Raw genomic sequence first — 18,117 nt, forward strand, 5'->3', positions numbered from 1 at the left:
ATATATGTCATGCCGAAAGTCCCCTGTGGGAGCGAGCCGGCTCCGGGCGGCGCTCCGACGATGGGGCCTTAAAAACCGCTAGAGAACTACCCTGGCACGCCGCAATTCCTCAATGCGCTGCGCACTGAACCCCAACTCCCCCAACACCTGATCCGTATGCTGCCCCAACGCCGCGCCAATATGCCGAGGCTCAGGCAGCCCGCCGGAAAACTTCAACGGGCATGCCATCTGCGCCTGATTCGTCCCATCCCCCCGAGGCACCTCTGTCACGAGTGCCCGCGCCTGCAACTGCGGATGCCCAATGGCCTCTCCCACGCTCAACACCGGTTCGACACACGCGTCGACCCCGGCAAACAACGCGCGTAACTCGGCAAAATCATGCTTCTCGAATTCAGCCTTCAATTCATTCTTCAACGCCAGTTGCTGTGCAGGTTTTTGCGACAACCCTTGGGCCGCCAGTTCCGGCCGCCCCAGCGCCGTGCAGAGTTGCTGCATGAACGCCGGTTCCAGGCTGCCCACCGATAACCAGCGCCCATCCCGCGAACGGTAGTAATCGTAGAAGCTGCCACCGTTGAGCATCTGCTCTTCCCTGCCCGGCTCCTCGCCACAGGCCAGATACCCGGCGCCAGCCATCGCGTTCAGGCTGAACGCGCAGTCCGTCATGCTGACGTCCAGGTGCTGCCCCTGCCCGCTGTGCTGCCGGGCAATCACCGCCGCCAGCAACCCGATAACGCCATGCAGCGAGCCGCCGGCGATGTCCGCCACCTGCATGCCCAAGGGCAGCGGCCCGCTGTCCGCACGGCCGGTGTAGCTCGACAGCCCCGCCAGTGCCAGGTAGTTGATGTCGTGGCCGGCGCGGTCCTTGTAGGGGCCGGTCTGCCCGTAACCGGTGATCGAAACGTAGATCAGTTTGGGATTGATCGCTTTCAACGCCTCATACCCCAGACCCAATCGCTCCATCACGCCCGGGCGGAACTGCTCGAGCAGGATGTCGTGGTCCTGCAACAGCTGCTTGATCACCTCCAGCGCCTCGGGCTGCTTGAGGTCCAGCGCCAGGCTGCGCTTGTTGCGATTGAGGTAGGCATGGCTGGCGGAGACGCCCTGGTCGTGCGGCGGCAACACCCGCAGCAGGTCCAGGCGGGCCGGCGACTCGATGCGCAACACCTCGGCGCCCATGTCTGCCAGCAACAACGAGGCGAACGGCCCCGGCAACAGTGTCGAGAAATCCAGAACCTTGAGTGATGCCAGTGGACCGAGCATGAGCGTTCTCCATAAACGATTCCCCCAGCCTAGGCAGCCGACGGCATCGCGGCAATCACCTTATGTGTCAGATACGCTGACCGTTGCGCTCAAATCCCGGGCAAAAAAAACCCGCCGAAGCGGGTTTTTTCATGCGGCGAGGCTTACTTGACGTTGCTTGGGGTCGGGCCTTCGGCCACACCCAGGTCGTCTTCGACGCGCTCGTCGGCGATACCGCGACCGCCGGAAGCCAGCTCGGCGTGCATCACGTCAACGTCCAGCTCCTTGACCCACTTGGCGACTACCAGAGTCGCAACCGCATTGCCCACCAGGTTGGTCAGCGCACGGGCTTCGGACATGAAACGGTCGATGCCCAGGATCAGCGCCAGGCCGGCCACCGGCAAGTGGCCAACGGCGGACAGCGTGGCCGCCAGTACGATGAAGCCGCTACCGGTCACGCCGGCCGCGCCTTTGGAAGACAACAGCAACACCACCAGCAGGGTGATCTGGTGCGTGATGTCCATGTGGGTGTCGGTCGCCTGAGCGATGAACACGGCGGCCATGGTCAGGTAGATCGCGGTACCGTCGAGGTTGAACGAGTAACCGGTCGGGATGACCAGGCCCACCACGGATTTCTGTGCGCCCAGACGTTCCATTTTGATCAGCATGCGTGGCAGCACCGACTCCGAAGAGGAAGTACCCAGCACGATCAGCAGTTCTTCACGGATGTAGCGGATCACTTTCAGCACGCTGAAGCCGTGAGCGCGAGCGATACCGCCCAGCACGACGAGGACGAACACCAGGCAGGTGATGTAGAAGCACGCCATCAACTGACCCAGTTGCACCAGCGACCCCACACCGTAGGCACCGATGGTGAAAGCCATGGCGCCCAGTGCGCCGAGCGGCGCGAGCTTCATGATCATGTTGATGATGTTGAACATCACGTGGGCGAAACGATCGATGAAGTCCAGCAGCGGTTTGCCGTAGGCACCCAGGCGGTGCAGGGCGAAACCGAAGATCACCGAGAACATCAGCACTTGCAGGATATCGCCGGTGGCGAACGCGCCGAAGATGGTGTTCGGGATGACGTTGAGCAGGAAGCCGATAACGCTTTGATCAGCACCCGCCGCGACGTATTGAGCAACTTTGGAAGCGTCCAGCGTCGTCACGTCGATGTGCATGCCGGCGCCCGGTTGCACGATGTTGACGACCACCAGGCCCACCAGCAAGGCGATGGTCGACACGATTTCGAAGTAGAGCAGCGCGTAGCCACCGGTCTTGCCGACCGACTTCATGCTCTGCATGCCGGCGATACCGCTGACGACGGTGCAGAAGATGATCGGGGCGATGATCATTTTGATCAGTTTGATGAACCCGTCACCCAGCGGCTTGAGGGCCACACCGGTCTGCGGATAGAAGTGACCGACCAGGATGCCGATGGCAATGGCTACGATCACCTGGAAATACAGGGATTTGTACAGTGGCTGACGAGTCGTCATTGCAAAGTTCCTCAAGAGTGCCCGCTGACAACATCCATCTGTTGTCCATGACACCTGAATTGCGAACCCTCCTGCTTCTGGAGGGATTTGTTTTTCGAGCTGCGCGACGGCAGGCATCTGCTCGTTGTATCGCAAGCCCCGTGCCACCTTTGCCGAATGGCTCGCGAGCCTTTTGACATCAAGGGTTACAGCTTTTTCCTTGTCACTGATCGGTTACAGCGCAGTGGCGGGTTTCCGCCCATCCGCCCGATCACGTCCTGCAATTTGGCGGATATCCGCCTTGTCCCTCCCCGATCACCCCGTCTACTATCCGCCGTTCAATGACGGACTTGCCCTCTATGCGTGAACGCACCATTGCCAGTCATTTCGCCCGTGCCGTCCTCGGCGGCGCCCGCCGGCTGGGCCATGACTGCTCGCCTCTGCTGCAAAAACTGGGCATCAGCCCCGAGTTGCTTGAGGAACCGCGTGCGCGAATTGCGCCGGAGCAGTTCACTCGCTTGATCCAGGGTTTGTGGCTGGCACTGGACGACGAGTACCTCGGATTCGGGCCAGCACCGAGCAAAACCGGCACTTTCGCGATGATGTGCCATGCCGTGATTCACTGCCGCACCCTCGAAAAGGCACTCCATCGCGGCTTACTGTTTTATAGCCTATTCCCCGACGGTCCGCGTCTGACCCTGGCCCGCGAAGGCGAAATGATCCGCCTCAGCCTGGACGATTCGACATTCCAGGACCCGGACCATTTCCTCACCGAGAGCCAGTTGATGGTGTGGCATCGCCTCGGCAGCTGGCTGATCGGCCAGCGGATCCGGCTGGAACAGGCCACCTTCAGCTACCCGAAACCTGCGCACGGCGCCGAGTACGATTTGCTGTTTCCGTGCCCGATGGCGTTTTCAGAAGAAAAGAGCAGCCTGCTGTTTCACAGCCGCTACTTGAGCATGCCGTTGTTACAGGATGAGCGGACCCTCAAGCATTTCCTCGAACACTCCCCTGCCGACCTGCTTTCACGCCCGGATGACGGCGACAGCCTGAGCAGCCAGTTGCGGCGCCTGCTCAGCCGCGACAGTTCACGCTGGCCAGACCTGGAAGCGGTGGCCGCGCACTTGCACATCAGCCCGCAAACACTGCGTCGGCATCTGCGTGAAGAGGGGTCGAGTTTTCAGGAGTTGAAGGATCAGTTGCGCCGGGACATTGCGATTTATCACTTGGGGCGTGCGGATCTGTCGTTACAACAGATTGCCGAGCAACTGGGGTTTTCCGAGCCTTCGGCGTTTCACCGGGCGTTCAAGAAGTGGACCGGGTTGACGCCTGGGGCATATCGCGCGCAGGAAAGCTGATATTTTTGTGGTGAATTGGCGGGCCCCATCGCGAGCAGGCTCGCTCCCACAGGGTTGGGTGGTGAACTCCGGTTTTGTGTTCACCGAAAATCCCTGTGGGAGCGAGCCTGCTCGCGATGAGGCCGGAAGCAGCACCCTCAACCTCCCGGTCACACCACCGGAAAATGAATCCGGAACGCCGCCCCGCCCATCGGCGAATCGCCCAGGGTCAACTTGGCGCTGTAACTCTCGATGATGTCCTTGACCACCGCCAACCCGATCCCCTGCCCCGGATGCTGGCGATCCAGCCGCTCACCGCGCTGAAGAATCCGCGCCCGCTGGTCCGGCGGTACACCGGGGCCATCGTCCTCGACGCACAACTCGATGCCGCTGAGGGTTTCACGCACGCTGATGCGCACTTCGCCCAGGCACAGCCGATAGGCGTTTTCCAGCAGGTTGCCCATCATTTCCAGCAAGGCGCCCTGCTCGATCGGCACGTAGCACGGGTCCGGCAGGTCGAACGCGACCCTTACGCGCTTGTCGCGATAGACCTTGTCCAGGGTGTCGCACAGGCTTTGCAGCACCGGCCGCAGCCTCACCTGATGCCGCACCAGGCCGCTTTTACGCAGGCTGGCACGCTGCAGTTGATAGCTGATCTGCTGGCTCATGCGTTCGATCTGGGTTTGCAGCACCCAGGCTTGATCGCGGTTTTCCGGGCGCTGCGCCATGTCTTCGCTGACGCCTTGCAACACGGTCAACGGGGTTTTCAGGCTGTGGGCCAGGTCGTCGAGGGAATCGCGATAACGGGTGCGCTGCTCGCGCTCGCTGTGCAGCAAGCGGTTGAGCGAGCCGGTCAGGCGCAGCAATTCACGGGGGTGTTGTTCGCTGAGGCTTTCGCGGGTACCGCTTTCAATCTCGTCGAGTTCCTGACTGAGCCGGCGCAATGCCTGCAAGCCCCAGGTCAGGCCAATCCAGAGCAAGGCGAGCAGCACCAGCAAGGCGGCGCCAAACCCCAGATAAAGATTCTCTCGCAGCCCTTCGAGGGTGACTTCGTATTCGCGTACCGGTTGCAGGGCGACGATGCTGAATGCCGCGCTTTTGCCGCCCAGCAGCTTGACCTCGACGTCATAGACGAAGAATTCCTGGCCATTGGCTTCGCGAATCCTTGCGAACTCGTTGCCGCGCCCGTCGTAGCGCGGTTTGTAGTTGATGTTCTCTTCCTGGGTGCCCTTCGAGCGCCAGACCAGATGGCCTTCGCGGTCATAGATGTAGCCCAGCAGACGACTGTCGGTGAGATTGAAGCGCTCATCGGGCAATTGCGCCGGCATCAGCAAACGGTTGTTGTCGATCCGTGCGGCGGAGATCAGCGTCGTGACATCCGACGCCAGGCGCTGCTCGATCGAATCCTGCAACGCCAGGCTGAAGGCGCCCTGCATCGCCGGCAACAGCGCCAGCATGAACAACACCGCCAGCAAAGTGGCGGCGAGCATCAAGCGAACACGAAGAGAACGAATCAAGTGCAGCGCTCATTGAACAGGTAGCCGAGGCCGCGCACGGTATCGATCGGCTTGAACCCGGCCGGGCCTTCGAGTTTGCGGCGCAGGCGCCCGACCAGCACCTCGATGACGTTCGGATCGCGTTCGTCGTCATCCGGGTAGAGCTGCTCCATCAGGCGATCCTTGGCCACCACTTGCTGGTGATGGCGCATCAGGTACTCGAGGATCCGGTACTCGTACGCCGTCAGCGCCAGCGGTTGTTCATCGAGCGACGCCTGCTTGCGGTTGAGGTCGAGCAACAACGGCCCGGCGACAATGGTCGATTGGGTGAAACCGCTGGAGCGGCGCAGCAGCGCATTCAGGCGCGCATCGAGCTCCTCGAACTGGAACGGCTTGACCACATAATCGTCGGCACCGGCGGCGAGGCCTTCGACCTTGTCCTGCCAGTTGCCGCGCGCGGTGAGGATCAGGATCGGAAACGTCTTGCCCCGCGAGCGCAGCTGACGAATCAGGTCGAGCCCGCCCATACCCGGCAGGCCGAGGTCGATCACCGCCAGGTCATGGTTGAACTGCTCGGTCTGGTACAACGCCTCTTCGGCATTGGCCACGGATTCGACCACGTGGCCGCTATCCGTCAGGCGGGTTTGCAGGTGATGGCGCAACAGCGCTTCATCTTCGACGACCAGCAGTTTCATAACGCTCTCCCGGGCAATTCATCATCTCCAGAGGTACAACGGCGTATCACGATGGATAACAGTGCAACGGCTGGCTGCCACCCTCCGGTCAGGAAAGATCGTAGCGACCCATGAGGTCCTCCTCACGGAGTTTAATGCCATTGTGCGAGACCGACACGTTGTCGTATGAAGCGCTGTAATTACGCTCGCTGCCGGGTTGCCCCAGGCGTGCGCCCCAAACGCTGTCGTTGCCCGCCACCTGCTCGATGCTCGAGCGAATCAGGGTGTGGGATTTTTTGACCTTGTCGCTGGTCTTCCCAAGAGCAGGGCTGGCGAACATGTCGTCGGAAGCGAGTGCCGCGGTACTCGCGCTCAGGACGGTGAAAGCCAGAAGCAGGTTCTTAAAGCCAGTCATTAGAGAGTGTCCTCATGCGCCAGGTGCTTTTCGGGTACGGGCAAGGTTACGCACCCGGCCCTGAACTCATCCTGAACGCACTCTGAACCTGAGCTGAATCAAATCGACTAGGCTGTTGGATGACTTTCTTGCAGGAGATCCGACCATGCGTATGTTTCTTGCCTTTGTGTTGCTGGCCTTGAGCGGGCTCGGCCATGCCGCAATCAAGACCCAGGAAATCCCTTACCAGAGTGCCGACGGTACCAAGATGATCGGCTACTACGCCTACGACGACGCCATTAAAGGCCCGCGCCCCGGGGTCGTGGTGGTGCATGAATTCTGGGGGCTGAACGATTACGCCAAGCGCCGCGCCCGTGACCTGGCCGGCCTGGGTTACAGCGCGCTGGCCATCGACATGTATGGCGACGGCAAGAACACCGAGCATCCCAAGGACGCCATGGCGTTCATGCAAGCGGTGTTGAAGGACAGCGCCGTGGCCAGCGCGCGGTTCCAGGCCGGGCTCGACTTGCTGAAGAAACAGCCGCAAACCAACCCGGACAAACTCGCGGCCATCGGTTACTGCTTTGGCGGCGGCGTGGTGCTGAATGCCGCGCGTCAGGGTGTGCCGCTGGCCGGTGTGGTCAGTTTCCACGGTGCGCTGGCGACCAACACGCCTGCGACGCCGGGCAGCGTGAAGGCGAAAATCCTCGTCGAACATGGCGCTCAGGACAGCATGATCACCCCGGAAAACGTCGCGGCCTTCAAGGCGGAAATGGACAAGGCGGGCGCCGACTATAAATTCGTCAGCCTGGACGGCGCCAAGCATGGGTTCAGCAACCCGGATGCGGACCGGTTGAGCCATGGCGATCATGGTGGGCCGGATATTGGATACAACAAGGCGGCCGATCAAAGTTCGTGGGCGGATATGCAGGCGTTTTTCAAGAAGATTTTTGGCTGACACACAACAGCCTTGAGTTGAGCAAGCTCCCCGTGGCGAGGGAGCTTGTCGGATCGCCGCACCGTCCCGCTGGGCCGCGAAGCGGCCCCAAAACCGCCAAGCGCATTTCATCAGACAAAGTGTGCTTACTAAATTTTTGCGACTGCTGCGCAGTCGAGCGGGAGCAAGCTCCCTCGCCACAAAAAGCCTCTGCCACTACCCAGCCCGAAGGCAACCCGGCAAAATGCCCCACATGAATCCCCTCCCCGCCCTGCCCGCCTGCTGCACCCCGCTCGATGCCCATTGGCCGCTGCCGTGTGTGCTGCCCGATACCGTGCTGCTGAGCACCCACTTCGACACTTCGCTTCTGGCCAGCGATGATTTCCAGCGCAGCGCCATCGAACCGCCCGCCACCATCCAGCGCTCGGTCGCCAAACGCCAGGCAGAATTCCTCGCCGGACGGGTGTGCGCGCGGGCCGCGTTGCAACAATTGGAGGGGCTGGACTTCAGCCCGGCCATCGGCGAAGACCGGGCGCCGGTGTGGCCGTCGCACATTGCCGGTTCGATCACCCACAGTACCGGCCGGGCCGCTGCGATCGTGGCCAAGAAAAGCCATTGGCGCGGGCTGGGCATGGACATGGAAAACCTGCTCAACCCGGAGCGCGCCGAACGCCTGGCCGGGGAAATCCTCACCCCGCCCGAGTTGCAGCGCATGGCTGCCGGGCGCCGCGATCAACTGGCGCTGCTGGTGACGCTGACGTTTTCAGTCAAGGAGAGCCTGTTCAAGGCGCTTTATCCGATCGTGCAAAAGCGCTTCTATTTCGAACATGCCGAAGTGCTGGAATGGACCGAAAGCGGTCAGGTGCGCCTGCGATTGCTGACGGACCTGTCCGGTGAATGGCGCAATGGCACTGAACTGGAGGCGCAGTTCGGGGTGAGGGATGGGCAGTTGTTGAGTCTGGTCAGTATCAAGGCCTGAAGGCTTGTAGCGTCTGTTCTGGCCTCATCGCGAGCAGGCTCGCTCCCACAGGGATTTGTGGGCGACAGAGATCTAGTGTGGGAGCGAGCCTGCTCGCGATGAGGCCGGAACAGACAACAACAATCTCAGCGCTTCTCCTGATTGCGCGGCCAACTCAGGCTGAAGCACGCCCCGCCCAAACTCTTGCTTTTGCTGATCAACGCCCGCCCATCGTGCCAGTGAATAATCCGCCGCACGATGGACAACCCCAGCCCATGCCCGCCCGAGGCGCGGGTGCGGCTGTCGTCCAGACGCAGGAACGGCGTGAATATTTTCTCCCAGGCGATTTCTGGTACGCCCGGCCCGTCATCTTCGATGTCCACCCGGCAGCGCTGCTGGCCCACCTGATAACTGACGGTCACCCTCGACGTCGCGTGCCGCATCGCGTTGCTCACCAGATTCTGGATCGCCCGGTGCAAATAGCGTGGCTCGGCCTCGACCCACGCGTCATCGCAATCAGCCGCTGACAGGCACAAACCGCGCTGGACCGTGACGTCGGCCCGCAGCGGCGCCAGCTCTTCGATGACTTGATTGACCAGCGCGTCCAGATCGATGCGCTGGAAATTCAGCGCCGGCGAACCCTGTTCCAGCCGCGCGTAGGTGAGCATCTCGTCGACAAGTCGATCGAGGTCCTCAATGTCGTGGTCCATGCCTTCACAATATTTCTGCAGCGCCTGCGGCGTCGTCGCCGAGCCGATCATCTCAAGGCCAAAACGCAGGCGTGCCACCGGGGTTCGCAATTCGTGGGACACGGCGCGCACCAGCTCACGCTGGATCGCCAATAACTGCTGCAGATGCTCGGCCATCCCGTTGAACGCCGACGCCAGGCGCCCCACCGAATCCGCACCGCGTGCCGGCACACGGGTTTCGAGGCTGCCTTTGGCAATCCGCGTGGCCGCTGCTTCCAGACCGCGTAACCGGCGCTCGAGTTGACGCACCAGCAGGTAAACGATCAAACCGATCAGGGTCAGGCCGAGCGCCGCAATCAACACCAGCCATTCCGGAGGATACGGGTTCATCTGGTACAACGGACCGATTTCCAGCACCCAGGGCGTGCCGACCATCCCGGCAAACACCCGGACCGAATCGCCGCCCTTGCCCAGCGCCATCACCGTGTCCCCCTCGGACACCCGGCGGCTCTGATCCTCGTCCATGTCCGCCTCGTCGACCGTGACCAGCCGCAAGTCGAACCCGAACCCTTTCTCTTCCTTCAATTGCGCCAGGCGTTTGGGCTGATCGGCCACCGGGACGCGCACCAGCTCGTCGGCCAGCAGGTAAATGGTCGCCCGGGCCAATTGCTCGCTGATCTGCTGGACTTCGCCGGTGAGCACCAACTGTTCCTTGTCGCTGACCAACCGGTAAACCATTGCCGCATGCGGGCCGGTCTGCTCCACCAGCGCCTGACCACGCAGCACGCGGGTGCGTTGCGTGAGGTCGAGGTCGGTCTGGGCGAAGGTTTTCAGCCCCAGCGGAATCCCCAGCAAGCGCTCCCATACCAGCAAGGCCCGGTGGCGTTCGGTTTCGTTCATCGGTTGCAGGTTGTCGGCCATCAGCGAGAACGTGCCATGGGCCAGGCGTTCGCGGTATTGCTCGCTGCGCACCTGATTGAGCATGTGCAAGGCCAGCACACCGAGCACGGCCACCAGCACCAGCGCCGCGCACATGCCGCCATAAATACGCAGGAAGATCGAATTCACAGCGACGATTCTACGCAGGCTTCAGGCACGAACAGATAACCTTTGCTGCGCACCGTCTTGATCAGCCGCGGATGGTCCGGGTCATCGCCGATCTTGGGGCGGATGCGCGAGATGCGCACGTCGATGGAACGGTCCTGACCGTCATAACCGATGCCGCGCAGCGCGGTGAAGATCTCTTCCCGGGACAGAATGCGTCCGGCATTCGCCACCAGCAGCCACAACAGGTCGAACTCGGCGCTGGTCAACTCGATCCCGGCTTCATTGAGCCACGCTTCACGCAACGCGTTGTCCACCACCAGCGGGCCGAACTGCAGGCGCCGCTGTTTCTCCGGGGCAACGTCAGCGGTTTCACTACGGCGCAACAGGGCCTGGATACGCGCCAGCAACAGCCGCGGCCGCACGGGTTTGCACACATAGTCGTCGGCGCCCAGGTCCAGGCCAAGGATCTGGTCGGTGTCGTCGGTACGGGCAGTGAGCATCAGGATCGGGCCGTCGTACTGGTCGCGAACCTTGCGGCAGATGCTCAGGCCGTCTTCGCCGGGGAGCATCAGGTCGAGGATCACCAGGTCCGGCTGCTCCTTGATGATGCGGGCCGCCGCCAGCGCGCCGTTGCCTTCGATGGAAACCCGCAGGCCATTGGCTTCCAGGTAGTCGCGGGTCAGCTCCGCCAGACGCTGGTCGTCCTCGACAATCAATACCTGCCAGGCTTCTTGCTCCACGGGTGACCTCTATTTGCCAAAACTCTAATAAGGAAGGATCCGCCCGTCTTTTTGTAATGATTGGGGAGGATAAGAATGCGTTTTCACTGGCCGATTGTATAAACGCCACTCGTCCAGAACACAAGCTGACAAATGCGTTCGGGCAGGTCGTTTTTTTGTGATAGGGTTCGCGCCCTTAAAAATCTGAACGGCTGTTCTCGGCTGCAAAAATCAACCGAAAAAGTGCTCACTCCAGCTAGGTCGTGGCCTGCACGCCGGTTCCACCTTTCACACACAATTTACGCACAGGTTTATCCACAGGTAGTACGTTGCAACACCTTCCAAAACGCACTATCTTGTACCCCGGCGCTAAAAAATCCCTACATGTAGGGTTTTGACCTAAAAGCCCAACCACATTTCAGACCCGAAACTCAAGCGCTTTATTGCCTGTTTCCGGTTGAACCAAGTGTCAATTTACAAGCCCAAACCGCTCATGCGGATGGCACCGTTTTTTCAGGCTGGTACGGCCGAAACGGTACGGGTGTTGCAGTCATTACTGTCACCCGGAATGGAATCCGGTGACGGGCTCAGGCCTGTCACCAAAGACTTCGGCAAGGACGCGGCATCATTAGCCTTTTCCTACTGTCCCGAAGTTGTTATGCCCGACGCCCGTCGGTTGTAGTGCTTCAGGACAGAACGGTGGGCACCATGAAGGTGCTCAAACAAACATAGAGAATGTGGAGACACACCCCCATGCAAACCGACACAACTCGCGAGAACCCGCAGGGCACCTTGCCGCAGGCCGCTGATTCGACTTCGGATCTGTCTGCCACCGCGCCTGGCCAGCTGCGCGTGATCAAGCGTAACGGGACTGTCGTTCCTTACACCGATGACAAGATCACCGTCGCCATCACCAAAGCGTTTCTCGCAGTTGAAGGCGGCACCGCTGCCGCTTCGTCGCGAATCCACGACACTGTTGCCCGCCTGACCGAACAAGTCACCGCGACCTTCAAGCGTCGCATGCCATCGGGCGGCACCATCCACATCGAAGAAATCCAGGACCAGGTCGAACTGGCCCTGATGCGTGCCGGCGAGCAGAAAGTCGCTCGCGACTACGTGATCTACCGTGACGGTCGTTCGAAACAACGCGCCGCCCACGCGCCGGCCGAAGAAGCCGTCAACGCTCACCCGTCGATCCGCATCACCCGCGCCGATGGTACTTTTGCACCGCTGGACATGGGTCGCCTGAACACCATCGTCACCGAAGCGTGCGAAGGCCTGGAAGAAGTCGACGGCGACCTGATTCAGCGCGAAACCCTGAAAAACCTGTACGACGGCGTGGCCCTGACCGACGTCAACACCGCCCTGGTGATGACCGCACGTACCCTGGTCGAGCGTGAGCCGAACTACTCGTTCGTCACCGCCCGCCTGCTGATGGACACCCTGCGTGCCGAAGGCCTGAGCTTCCTGAACGTTGCCGAAAGCGCGACCCACCACGAAATGGTCGACCTGTACGCCAAGGCCTTGCCTGCGTACATCGCCAAGGGTATCGAATTCGAATTGCTGAACCCGGTCCTGGCCACTTTCGACCTGGAAAAACTCGGCAAGGCGATCAACCACGAGCGCGACCAGCAGTTCACTTACCTGGGCCTGCAAACCCTGTACGACCGTTACTTCATCCACAAGGATGGCGTGCGCTTCGAACTGCCGCAGATCTTCTTCATGCGCGTGGCCATGGGCCTGGCGATCGAAGAGAAGCAGAAAGAAGACCGTGCGATCGAGTTCTACAACCTGTTGTCGTCCTTCGACTACATGTCGTCGACCCCGACCCTGTTCAACGCCGGCACCCTGCGTCCACAGCTGTCCAGCTGCTACCTGACCACCGTGCCGGATGACCTGTCGGGCATCTACCACGCGATCCACGACAACGCCATGTTGTCGAAATTCGCTGGCGGCCTGGGCAACGACTGGACGCCGGTTCGTGCGCTGGGTTCGTACATCAAGGGCACCAACGGCAAATCCCAGGGCGTGGTTCCGTTCCTGAAAGTCGTGAACGACACCGCCGTTGCCGTTAACCAGGGTGGCAAGCGCAAAGGCGCTGTGTGTGCCTACCTGGAAACCTGGCACATGGACATTGAAGAGTTCATCGAGCTGCGCAAGAACACCGGTGATGATCGCCGTCGTACCCACGACATGAACACCGCCAACTGGATCCCTGACCTGTTCATGAAGCGCGTCTTCGATGACGGCAAGTGGACCCTGTTCTCGCCATCCGAAGTTCCGGACCTGCACGACCTGACCGGCAAGGCCTTCGAAGAGCGCTACGAGTACTACGAAGCCCTGACCGAGTACCCGGGCAAGGTCAAGCTGTTCAAGACCATCCAGGCCAAAGACCTGTGGCGCAAAATGCTCTCCATGCTGTTTGAAACCGGCCACCCATGGCTGACCTTCAAAGACCCGTGCAACCTGCGCAGCCCGCAGCAGCACGTTGGCGTGGTCCACAGCTCGAACCTGTGCACCGAGATCACCTTGAACACCAACAAGGACGAGATCGCCGTTTGCAACCTGGGCTCGATCAACCTGCCGAACCACATCGTCAACGGCAAGCTGGACACCGCCAAGCTGGAACGCACCGTGAACACCGCCGTTCGCATGCTCGATAACGTCATCGACATCAACTACTACTCGGTGCCACAAGCGAAGAACTCCAACTTCAAGCACCGTCCGGTTGGTCTGGGCATCATGGGCTTCCAGGACGCGCTGTACCTGCAGCACATTCCTTACGGTTCCGACGCTGCCGTCGAGTTCGCCGACAAGTCGATGGAAGCGGTCAGCTACTACGCGATCCAGGCTTCCTGCGACCTGGCCGACGAGCGCGGCGCCTACGAGACGTTCCAGGGTTCGCTGTGGTCCAAAGGCATCCTGCCGCTGGATTCGCAACAGATCCTGATCGAGCAACGTGGCCAGAAGTACATCGACGTTGACCTGAACGAATCCCTGGACTGGGCACCGGTTCGCGCCCGTGTTCAGAAAGGCATTCGTAACTCCAACATCATGGCCATCGCACCGACCGCGACCATCGCCAACATCACCGGCGTATCGCAGTCGATCGAACCGACCTATCAGAACCTGTATGTGAAATCGAACCTGTCGGGCGAATTCACCGTGATCAACCCGTACCTGGTTCGCGACCTGAAGGCTCGCGGTCTGTGGGACTCGGTCATGATCAACGACCTGAAGTACTACGACGGTTCGGTGCAGCAGATCGAGCGCATCCCGCAAGAACTCAAAGAGCTCTACGCGACCGCGTTCGAAGTGGACACCAAGTGGATCGTCGACGCGGCAAGCCGTCGCCAGAAGTGGATCGACCAGGCTCAATCGCTGAACCTGTACATCGCTGGCGCATCGGGCAAGAAGCTGGACGTGACCTACCGCATGGCGTGGTACCGTGGCCTGAAAACCACTTACTACCTCCGTGCCCTGGCCGCGACCAGCACCGAGAAGTCGACCATCAACACCGGCAAGCTGAACGCTGTTTCCAGCGGCGGCAACCACGGTGAAGATTCGGTCCTGGCGGCTCCAGCAGGTCCAGCTCCAGTGCCGAAGGCGTGCGCCATCGACGAGCCGGATTGCGAAGCTTGCCAATAAGCTGAGCCGGTAAAACGAAACCCCCGACAGGCCTGACCTGCCGGGGGTTTTCTTTTGCCTACTGTAGGAGCGAGCTTGCTCGCGATGGGGGTTAACGATAACGCGGTCTTCTGGGTGCACGCGCTGTTCTTTAGTCCATCGCGAGCAAGCTCGCTCCTACAGATACACGGCAGTCCTGCACTAAACACCCGGCCATAAAAAAACCCCTCTTGCGAGGGGTTTTTTATGCAGCGCTGTCCAGCATCAGGTCATCTGGATGATGGTCTGCATGATGGTGCTTTGAGTGGAGATGGTCTTGGCGTTCGCCTGGTAGTTGCTCTGCGCCTTGATCAGGTCGACCAGTTCGTTGGTCAGGTTGACGTTGGACTCTTCCAGGGAGTTGGACACTACCGAACCCAAAGTACCGGTTTTCGGTGCATCGATGCCAGGCACGCCCGAGGCGTAGGTTTCTTTCCAGGCAGTACCACCGATTGGCTGCAAGCCTTGCTCATTGGCGAAGCTGGCAATGGCCACCTGGCCGATGGCCTTGGTTTGCTGGTTGGTGAAGTTGGCGGTCATGACACCGCTTTCGTCGATGGTCAGGCTGGAAATCTGGCCGGTCGCGTAACCGTCCTGATACTGCGCGGTACGTGCGGTTGGCGAAGCGTATGACGTGGTTTTGGTCATGTCGAACGCGATACCGGACGCAGCCGCGTCCGAACCGTTCAGGGCCCAGGTCGGCGGGTTGGTGTTGGCATCGACCAATACGCCCGGCTTCCAGCCCGTCAGGGTCAAGGTGTTACCGTTTTGCGTCCAGCCCGCATTGCCTACCAGAGTCTTGATGGTGCCATCAGGGTTGAAGGTAAGATCTGCAGTGATCGGCGTCGGCGGCTCAGCCAGCGGGTCGGTCGGGCTACGGCCGTCCATGTAGGTGTAAACAGTCCAGGAGTTGGACGCCGCATTTTTAACGTAGTACTGGTCCATCGTGTGCTGGTTACCCTGCGTGTCGTACACAGGAGTGGAAATGGTCTTGTTGTAGCTGTTGGTATCTTTGACGTTGAACGGGGTCACTGTTGGCAGTGGGTCCGAGGAGTTCAGGTTCATTGTCTGATCGACACGGGTGGTCGCGTGTGGCGCAAGGCTCGAGGTATCAATCTTCAAGTCGGTCAGCACGCCGTTGATAATCTTGCCGTTGGCGTCTACGCCAAAACCTTGCAAGCGGCGGCCGTTGTTGTCGACCACATAGTTCTGGGCGTCAGTCTTGAACGCGCCGGCACGGGTGTAACTCAGCGAGCCGTTGTCGCTCATGATGAAGAAGCCGTTACCCTGGATGCCCATGTCCAACACGTTGCCGGTGTTGTTCACGTCGCCCTGGGCGAACTGCTGGGAAACGTTGGCCAGACGCACGCCGTTGCCGACGGTCTTGCTGCCGGTACCCAGGCGTGTTGCCGAGTACACGTCTTCGAATTCTGCACGGGACGATTTGAAACCGGCGGTCGCGACGTTGGCAATGTTGTTGCCGGTGACGTCCAGTTGCTTGTTGGCTGCATAGAGACCGCTAAGGCCGATATTGAAAGACATATTCCACTCCTTTGTGCCGTGTTAGTCGGCTCTATATACCAATGGTCTGTACTTTGGACAGGGCAACACTGCCCAGACCTGCCAGGTTCAGCATCAATTCACCGCCGGTCTGGCTGATGGTCACGCTGTTGACGGTTGCCGGCAGGTAAGTCACCAGCGAGGTCGCCTGGCTGTCGTATGTCGCGGTCGCTGTGAACTTGTAAGTACCGGCCGTGGCCACTTCACCCGCATCGTTCTTGCCGTCCCAGATGAAACTGGCGTTGCCAGCCTGCTGACTGCCAAGATCGATGGTGCGAACAACTTTGCCATCGGTGTCGGTAATCTTGATGGTGACCGGGTTCGTCGAAGCAGGTACGACCGCCGTACCGTTGAAACTCTTGGAGGTATCGACCACCGCAGTGTCGGTCTGGGCGACAACCGAACGGCCCACCAGCGACGAAGCCTGCAAGGCCTGGGACGAGTTGTAGTTGCCGGCAATGCCGCTCACGGTGTCGTTGAGCGTGGTGATGCCTTCCAGGCTACTGAACTGCGCCAACTGGGCGACGAACGCGCCGTTGTCCTGCGGTTCGAGCGGGTTCTGGTTTTTCAGCTGGGTCACCAGCAATTGCAGGAACGCATCCTTGCCCAGGGCTTGCTTGCCCGTGGCGCTGTTGGTCGCCGCCGCAATGCCATCGGCACTGCTACTGCTGCTCTTGACCGACGAGTTGGCCAGGATGTCGTTCATGCTCAAACTGCTGGTGGTATCGGTAATGCTCATGAAAGTCGCCCCTTATCACTGACCGAGGGTCAGGACCTTCTGCATCATGGTTTTGGCGGTGTTCATCATTTCGGCGTTGGTCTGGAACGAACGGCTCGCGGAAATCATGTCAGCCATTTCTTCCACCACGTTAACGTTCGGGTAGTAGACGTAACCCTTGGCGTCGGCGGCCGGATGGTTCGGCTCGTAACGCGCTTCGAGGTTGCTCTGGTCTTCGACCACGCCGAGCACTTGCACGCCTTGACCGGCGGCGTCCTGGCTCTGGTACAGCGAGTCGCTGCCGCCGTTCTGGCCACCCTGGAACATGGTGGCGAATACCGGGTGACGCGCGCGGTAGGTCTTGTCGATGCTCGACGAGACGGTTTCGGCGTTGGCGATGTTCGAGGCCACGGTGTTCAAACGCGTGGTCTGGGCGCTCATGCCGCTACCGGCAATGTTGAAAACACTGGATAGAGACATGACTTACTCTCCGCGAAGGGCTGACACCAGCCCTTTGAATTTGCTGTTGAGCAGGGTGAAGCTGGCCTGGAAGTTGACCGCGTTTTCCGCGTAGTTCGACTGTTCCAGTTGGGCGTCCACGGTGTTCTGGTCGATCGACGGTTGCATCGGCGTGCGATACAGCAGCGACTCGTCGCCATTGCCCAGGCCTTCAGCTTCGATATGACGGCTGTTGGTCATGTTCAAGGCGAAAGTACCGTTCTTGGTTTTCTCGTTCTGCTCGGCGAGCACTTTCGAGAAGTCCAGGTCCCGAGCCTTGTAGTTCGGGGTGTCGGCGTTGGCGATGTTGTTGGCCAGGACTTCGGCACGCTGGGCGCGGAAGCCCAGGGCTTGTTCGTGGATACCGAGCGCTTTATCGAAACTGATGCTCATGTCGGGAAACCTTCGGGTGACCTGATTTTTCGTAACTTGAACTTAGCAAGCCGCGTGCCAATTCAAAAAAGCCCGTAAACCGGGGCTTTGCGGGCGACGGCAAGGCGGCAATGCCAGAAAAGCGGCAACCGGTTTCCGCCGTCTGCCGCTTTTCTGCCGCTTATACACATTCTCAACCACACCTCTAACCCCTGTAGGAGCGAGCCCGCTCGCGATGGCGGAGTATCAGTCAACATCTGCTTCGCCTGACACACCGCCATCGCGAGCAGGCTCGCTCCTACAGGGGATAGAGGTGGCAGCGGAATTTTCGGCAG

15 protein-coding genes are annotated in these 18,117 nt (G+C 60.4%); 4 read left to right on the forward strand and 11 right to left on the reverse strand.

All coding sequences use genetic code 11. The annotated features are described in order from the left end of the window. Nucleotides 1–78: 78 nt before the first annotated feature. Together EJA72_RS24445 and EJA72_RS24450 are read right to left on the reverse strand one after the other, a co-directional pair. Nucleotides 79–1,260 (reverse strand): CaiB/BaiF CoA-transferase family protein, encoded by a 1,182-nt coding sequence (locus EJA72_RS24445; RefSeq protein ID WP_157714466.1) that lies wholly within the window; start codon nucleotides 1,258–1,260, stop codon nucleotides 79–81. A 143-nt stretch (nucleotides 1,261–1,403) separates the two neighbouring features. Next, nucleotides 1,404–2,738 carry a dicarboxylate/amino acid:cation symporter gene (locus EJA72_RS24450; RefSeq protein WP_157714467.1) on the reverse strand — a complete coding sequence of 445 codons (1,335 nt, stop codon included), beginning with the start codon at nucleotides 2,736–2,738 and terminating at the stop codon, nucleotides 1,404–1,406. 338 nt (nucleotides 2,739–3,076) lie between these two features. Between EJA72_RS24450 and EJA72_RS24455 the strand changes: the two genes are divergently transcribed. Further along, a complete protein-coding gene (locus tag EJA72_RS24455; RefSeq protein ID WP_157714468.1) occupies nucleotides 3,077–4,075 on the forward strand; it encodes an AraC family transcriptional regulator in 999 nt (332 codons plus the stop codon). A 149-nt stretch (nucleotides 4,076–4,224) separates the two neighbouring features. Here EJA72_RS24455 and EJA72_RS24460 read toward each other — a convergent pair whose 3' ends face one another. The 3 genes from EJA72_RS24460 to EJA72_RS24470 all read right to left on the reverse strand — a co-directional run bounded on the left by EJA72_RS24460 (nucleotide 4,225) and on the right by EJA72_RS24470 (nucleotide 6,639). After that, entirely contained in the window at nucleotides 4,225–5,571 is a 1,347-nt protein-coding gene (locus tag EJA72_RS24460) for an ATP-binding protein (protein ID WP_157714469.1), read from the reverse strand. Continuing rightward, complete coding sequence (locus EJA72_RS24465; protein ID WP_008029360.1) at nucleotides 5,568–6,245, reverse strand: response regulator; 678 nt, start codon at nucleotides 6,243–6,245, stop codon at nucleotides 5,568–5,570. Before EJA72_RS24465 ends, EJA72_RS24460 begins: the two co-directional genes overlap by 4 nt. Nucleotides 6,246–6,333: 88 nt before the next feature. Beyond that, on the reverse strand, nucleotides 6,334–6,639 hold the full coding sequence (locus EJA72_RS24470; protein WP_157714470.1) for a hypothetical protein: 306 nt from the start codon (nucleotides 6,637–6,639) through the stop codon (nucleotides 6,334–6,336). Between the two features lie 145 nt (nucleotides 6,640–6,784). Between EJA72_RS24470 and EJA72_RS24475 the strand changes: the two genes are divergently transcribed. Further along, a complete protein-coding gene (locus tag EJA72_RS24475) occupies nucleotides 6,785–7,576 on the forward strand; it encodes a dienelactone hydrolase family protein (RefSeq protein ID WP_157714471.1) in 792 nt (263 codons plus the stop codon). 232 nt (nucleotides 7,577–7,808) lie between these two features. Beyond that, nucleotides 7,809–8,534 (forward strand): 4'-phosphopantetheinyl transferase, encoded by a 726-nt coding sequence (locus EJA72_RS24480; RefSeq protein ID WP_218574383.1) that lies wholly within the window; start codon nucleotides 7,809–7,811, stop codon nucleotides 8,532–8,534. Between the two features lie 125 nt (nucleotides 8,535–8,659). On the opposite strand, the gene EJA72_RS24485 is transcribed toward EJA72_RS24480, so the two are convergent. Next, a complete protein-coding gene (locus EJA72_RS24485) occupies nucleotides 8,660–10,270 on the reverse strand; it encodes an ATP-binding protein (RefSeq protein WP_178129560.1) in 1,611 nt (536 codons plus the stop codon). Beyond that, nucleotides 10,267–10,989, reverse strand: a complete 723-nt coding sequence (locus EJA72_RS24490) for a response regulator (protein WP_178129561.1) — start codon at nucleotides 10,987–10,989, stop codon at nucleotides 10,267–10,269. The genes EJA72_RS24485 and EJA72_RS24490 overlap by 4 nt, the downstream gene beginning before the upstream one ends. A gap of 732 nt (nucleotides 10,990–11,721) precedes the next feature. Between EJA72_RS24490 and EJA72_RS24495 the strand changes: the two genes are divergently transcribed. Beyond that, entirely contained in the window at nucleotides 11,722–14,616 is a 2,895-nt protein-coding gene (locus EJA72_RS24495; RefSeq protein ID WP_157714473.1) for a ribonucleoside-diphosphate reductase subunit alpha, read from the forward strand. A gap of 243 nt (nucleotides 14,617–14,859) precedes the next feature. Here the strand turns inward: EJA72_RS24495 and flgE are convergent, their stop codons facing one another. From flgE to flgB, 4 genes are read right to left on the reverse strand one after another with little or no spacing between them, the layout of a single operon-like run. Then, entirely contained in the window at nucleotides 14,860–16,176 is a 1,317-nt protein-coding gene (gene flgE / locus EJA72_RS24500) for a flagellar hook protein FlgE (protein ID WP_157714474.1), read from the reverse strand. 31 nt (nucleotides 16,177–16,207) lie between these two features. Beyond that, nucleotides 16,208–16,933, reverse strand: coding sequence for a flagellar hook assembly protein FlgD (gene flgD / locus EJA72_RS24505; protein ID WP_157714475.1), 726 nt, complete (start codon nucleotides 16,931–16,933; stop codon nucleotides 16,208–16,210). Between the two features lie 15 nt (nucleotides 16,934–16,948). Further along, nucleotides 16,949–17,392 (reverse strand): flagellar basal body rod protein FlgC, encoded by a 444-nt coding sequence (flgC, locus tag EJA72_RS24510; RefSeq protein ID WP_157714476.1) that lies wholly within the window; start codon nucleotides 17,390–17,392, stop codon nucleotides 16,949–16,951. Between the two features lie 3 nt (nucleotides 17,393–17,395). Beyond that, on the reverse strand, nucleotides 17,396–17,803 hold the full coding sequence (gene flgB / locus EJA72_RS24515; protein ID WP_157714477.1) for a flagellar basal body rod protein FlgB: 408 nt from the start codon (nucleotides 17,801–17,803) through the stop codon (nucleotides 17,396–17,398). Nucleotides 17,804–18,117: the final 314 nt, after the last annotated feature.

It is taken from the genome of Pseudomonas sp. PB120 (assembly GCF_009761815.1).
Classification (GTDB): Bacteria; Pseudomonadota; Gammaproteobacteria; order Pseudomonadales; family Pseudomonadaceae; genus Aquipseudomonas.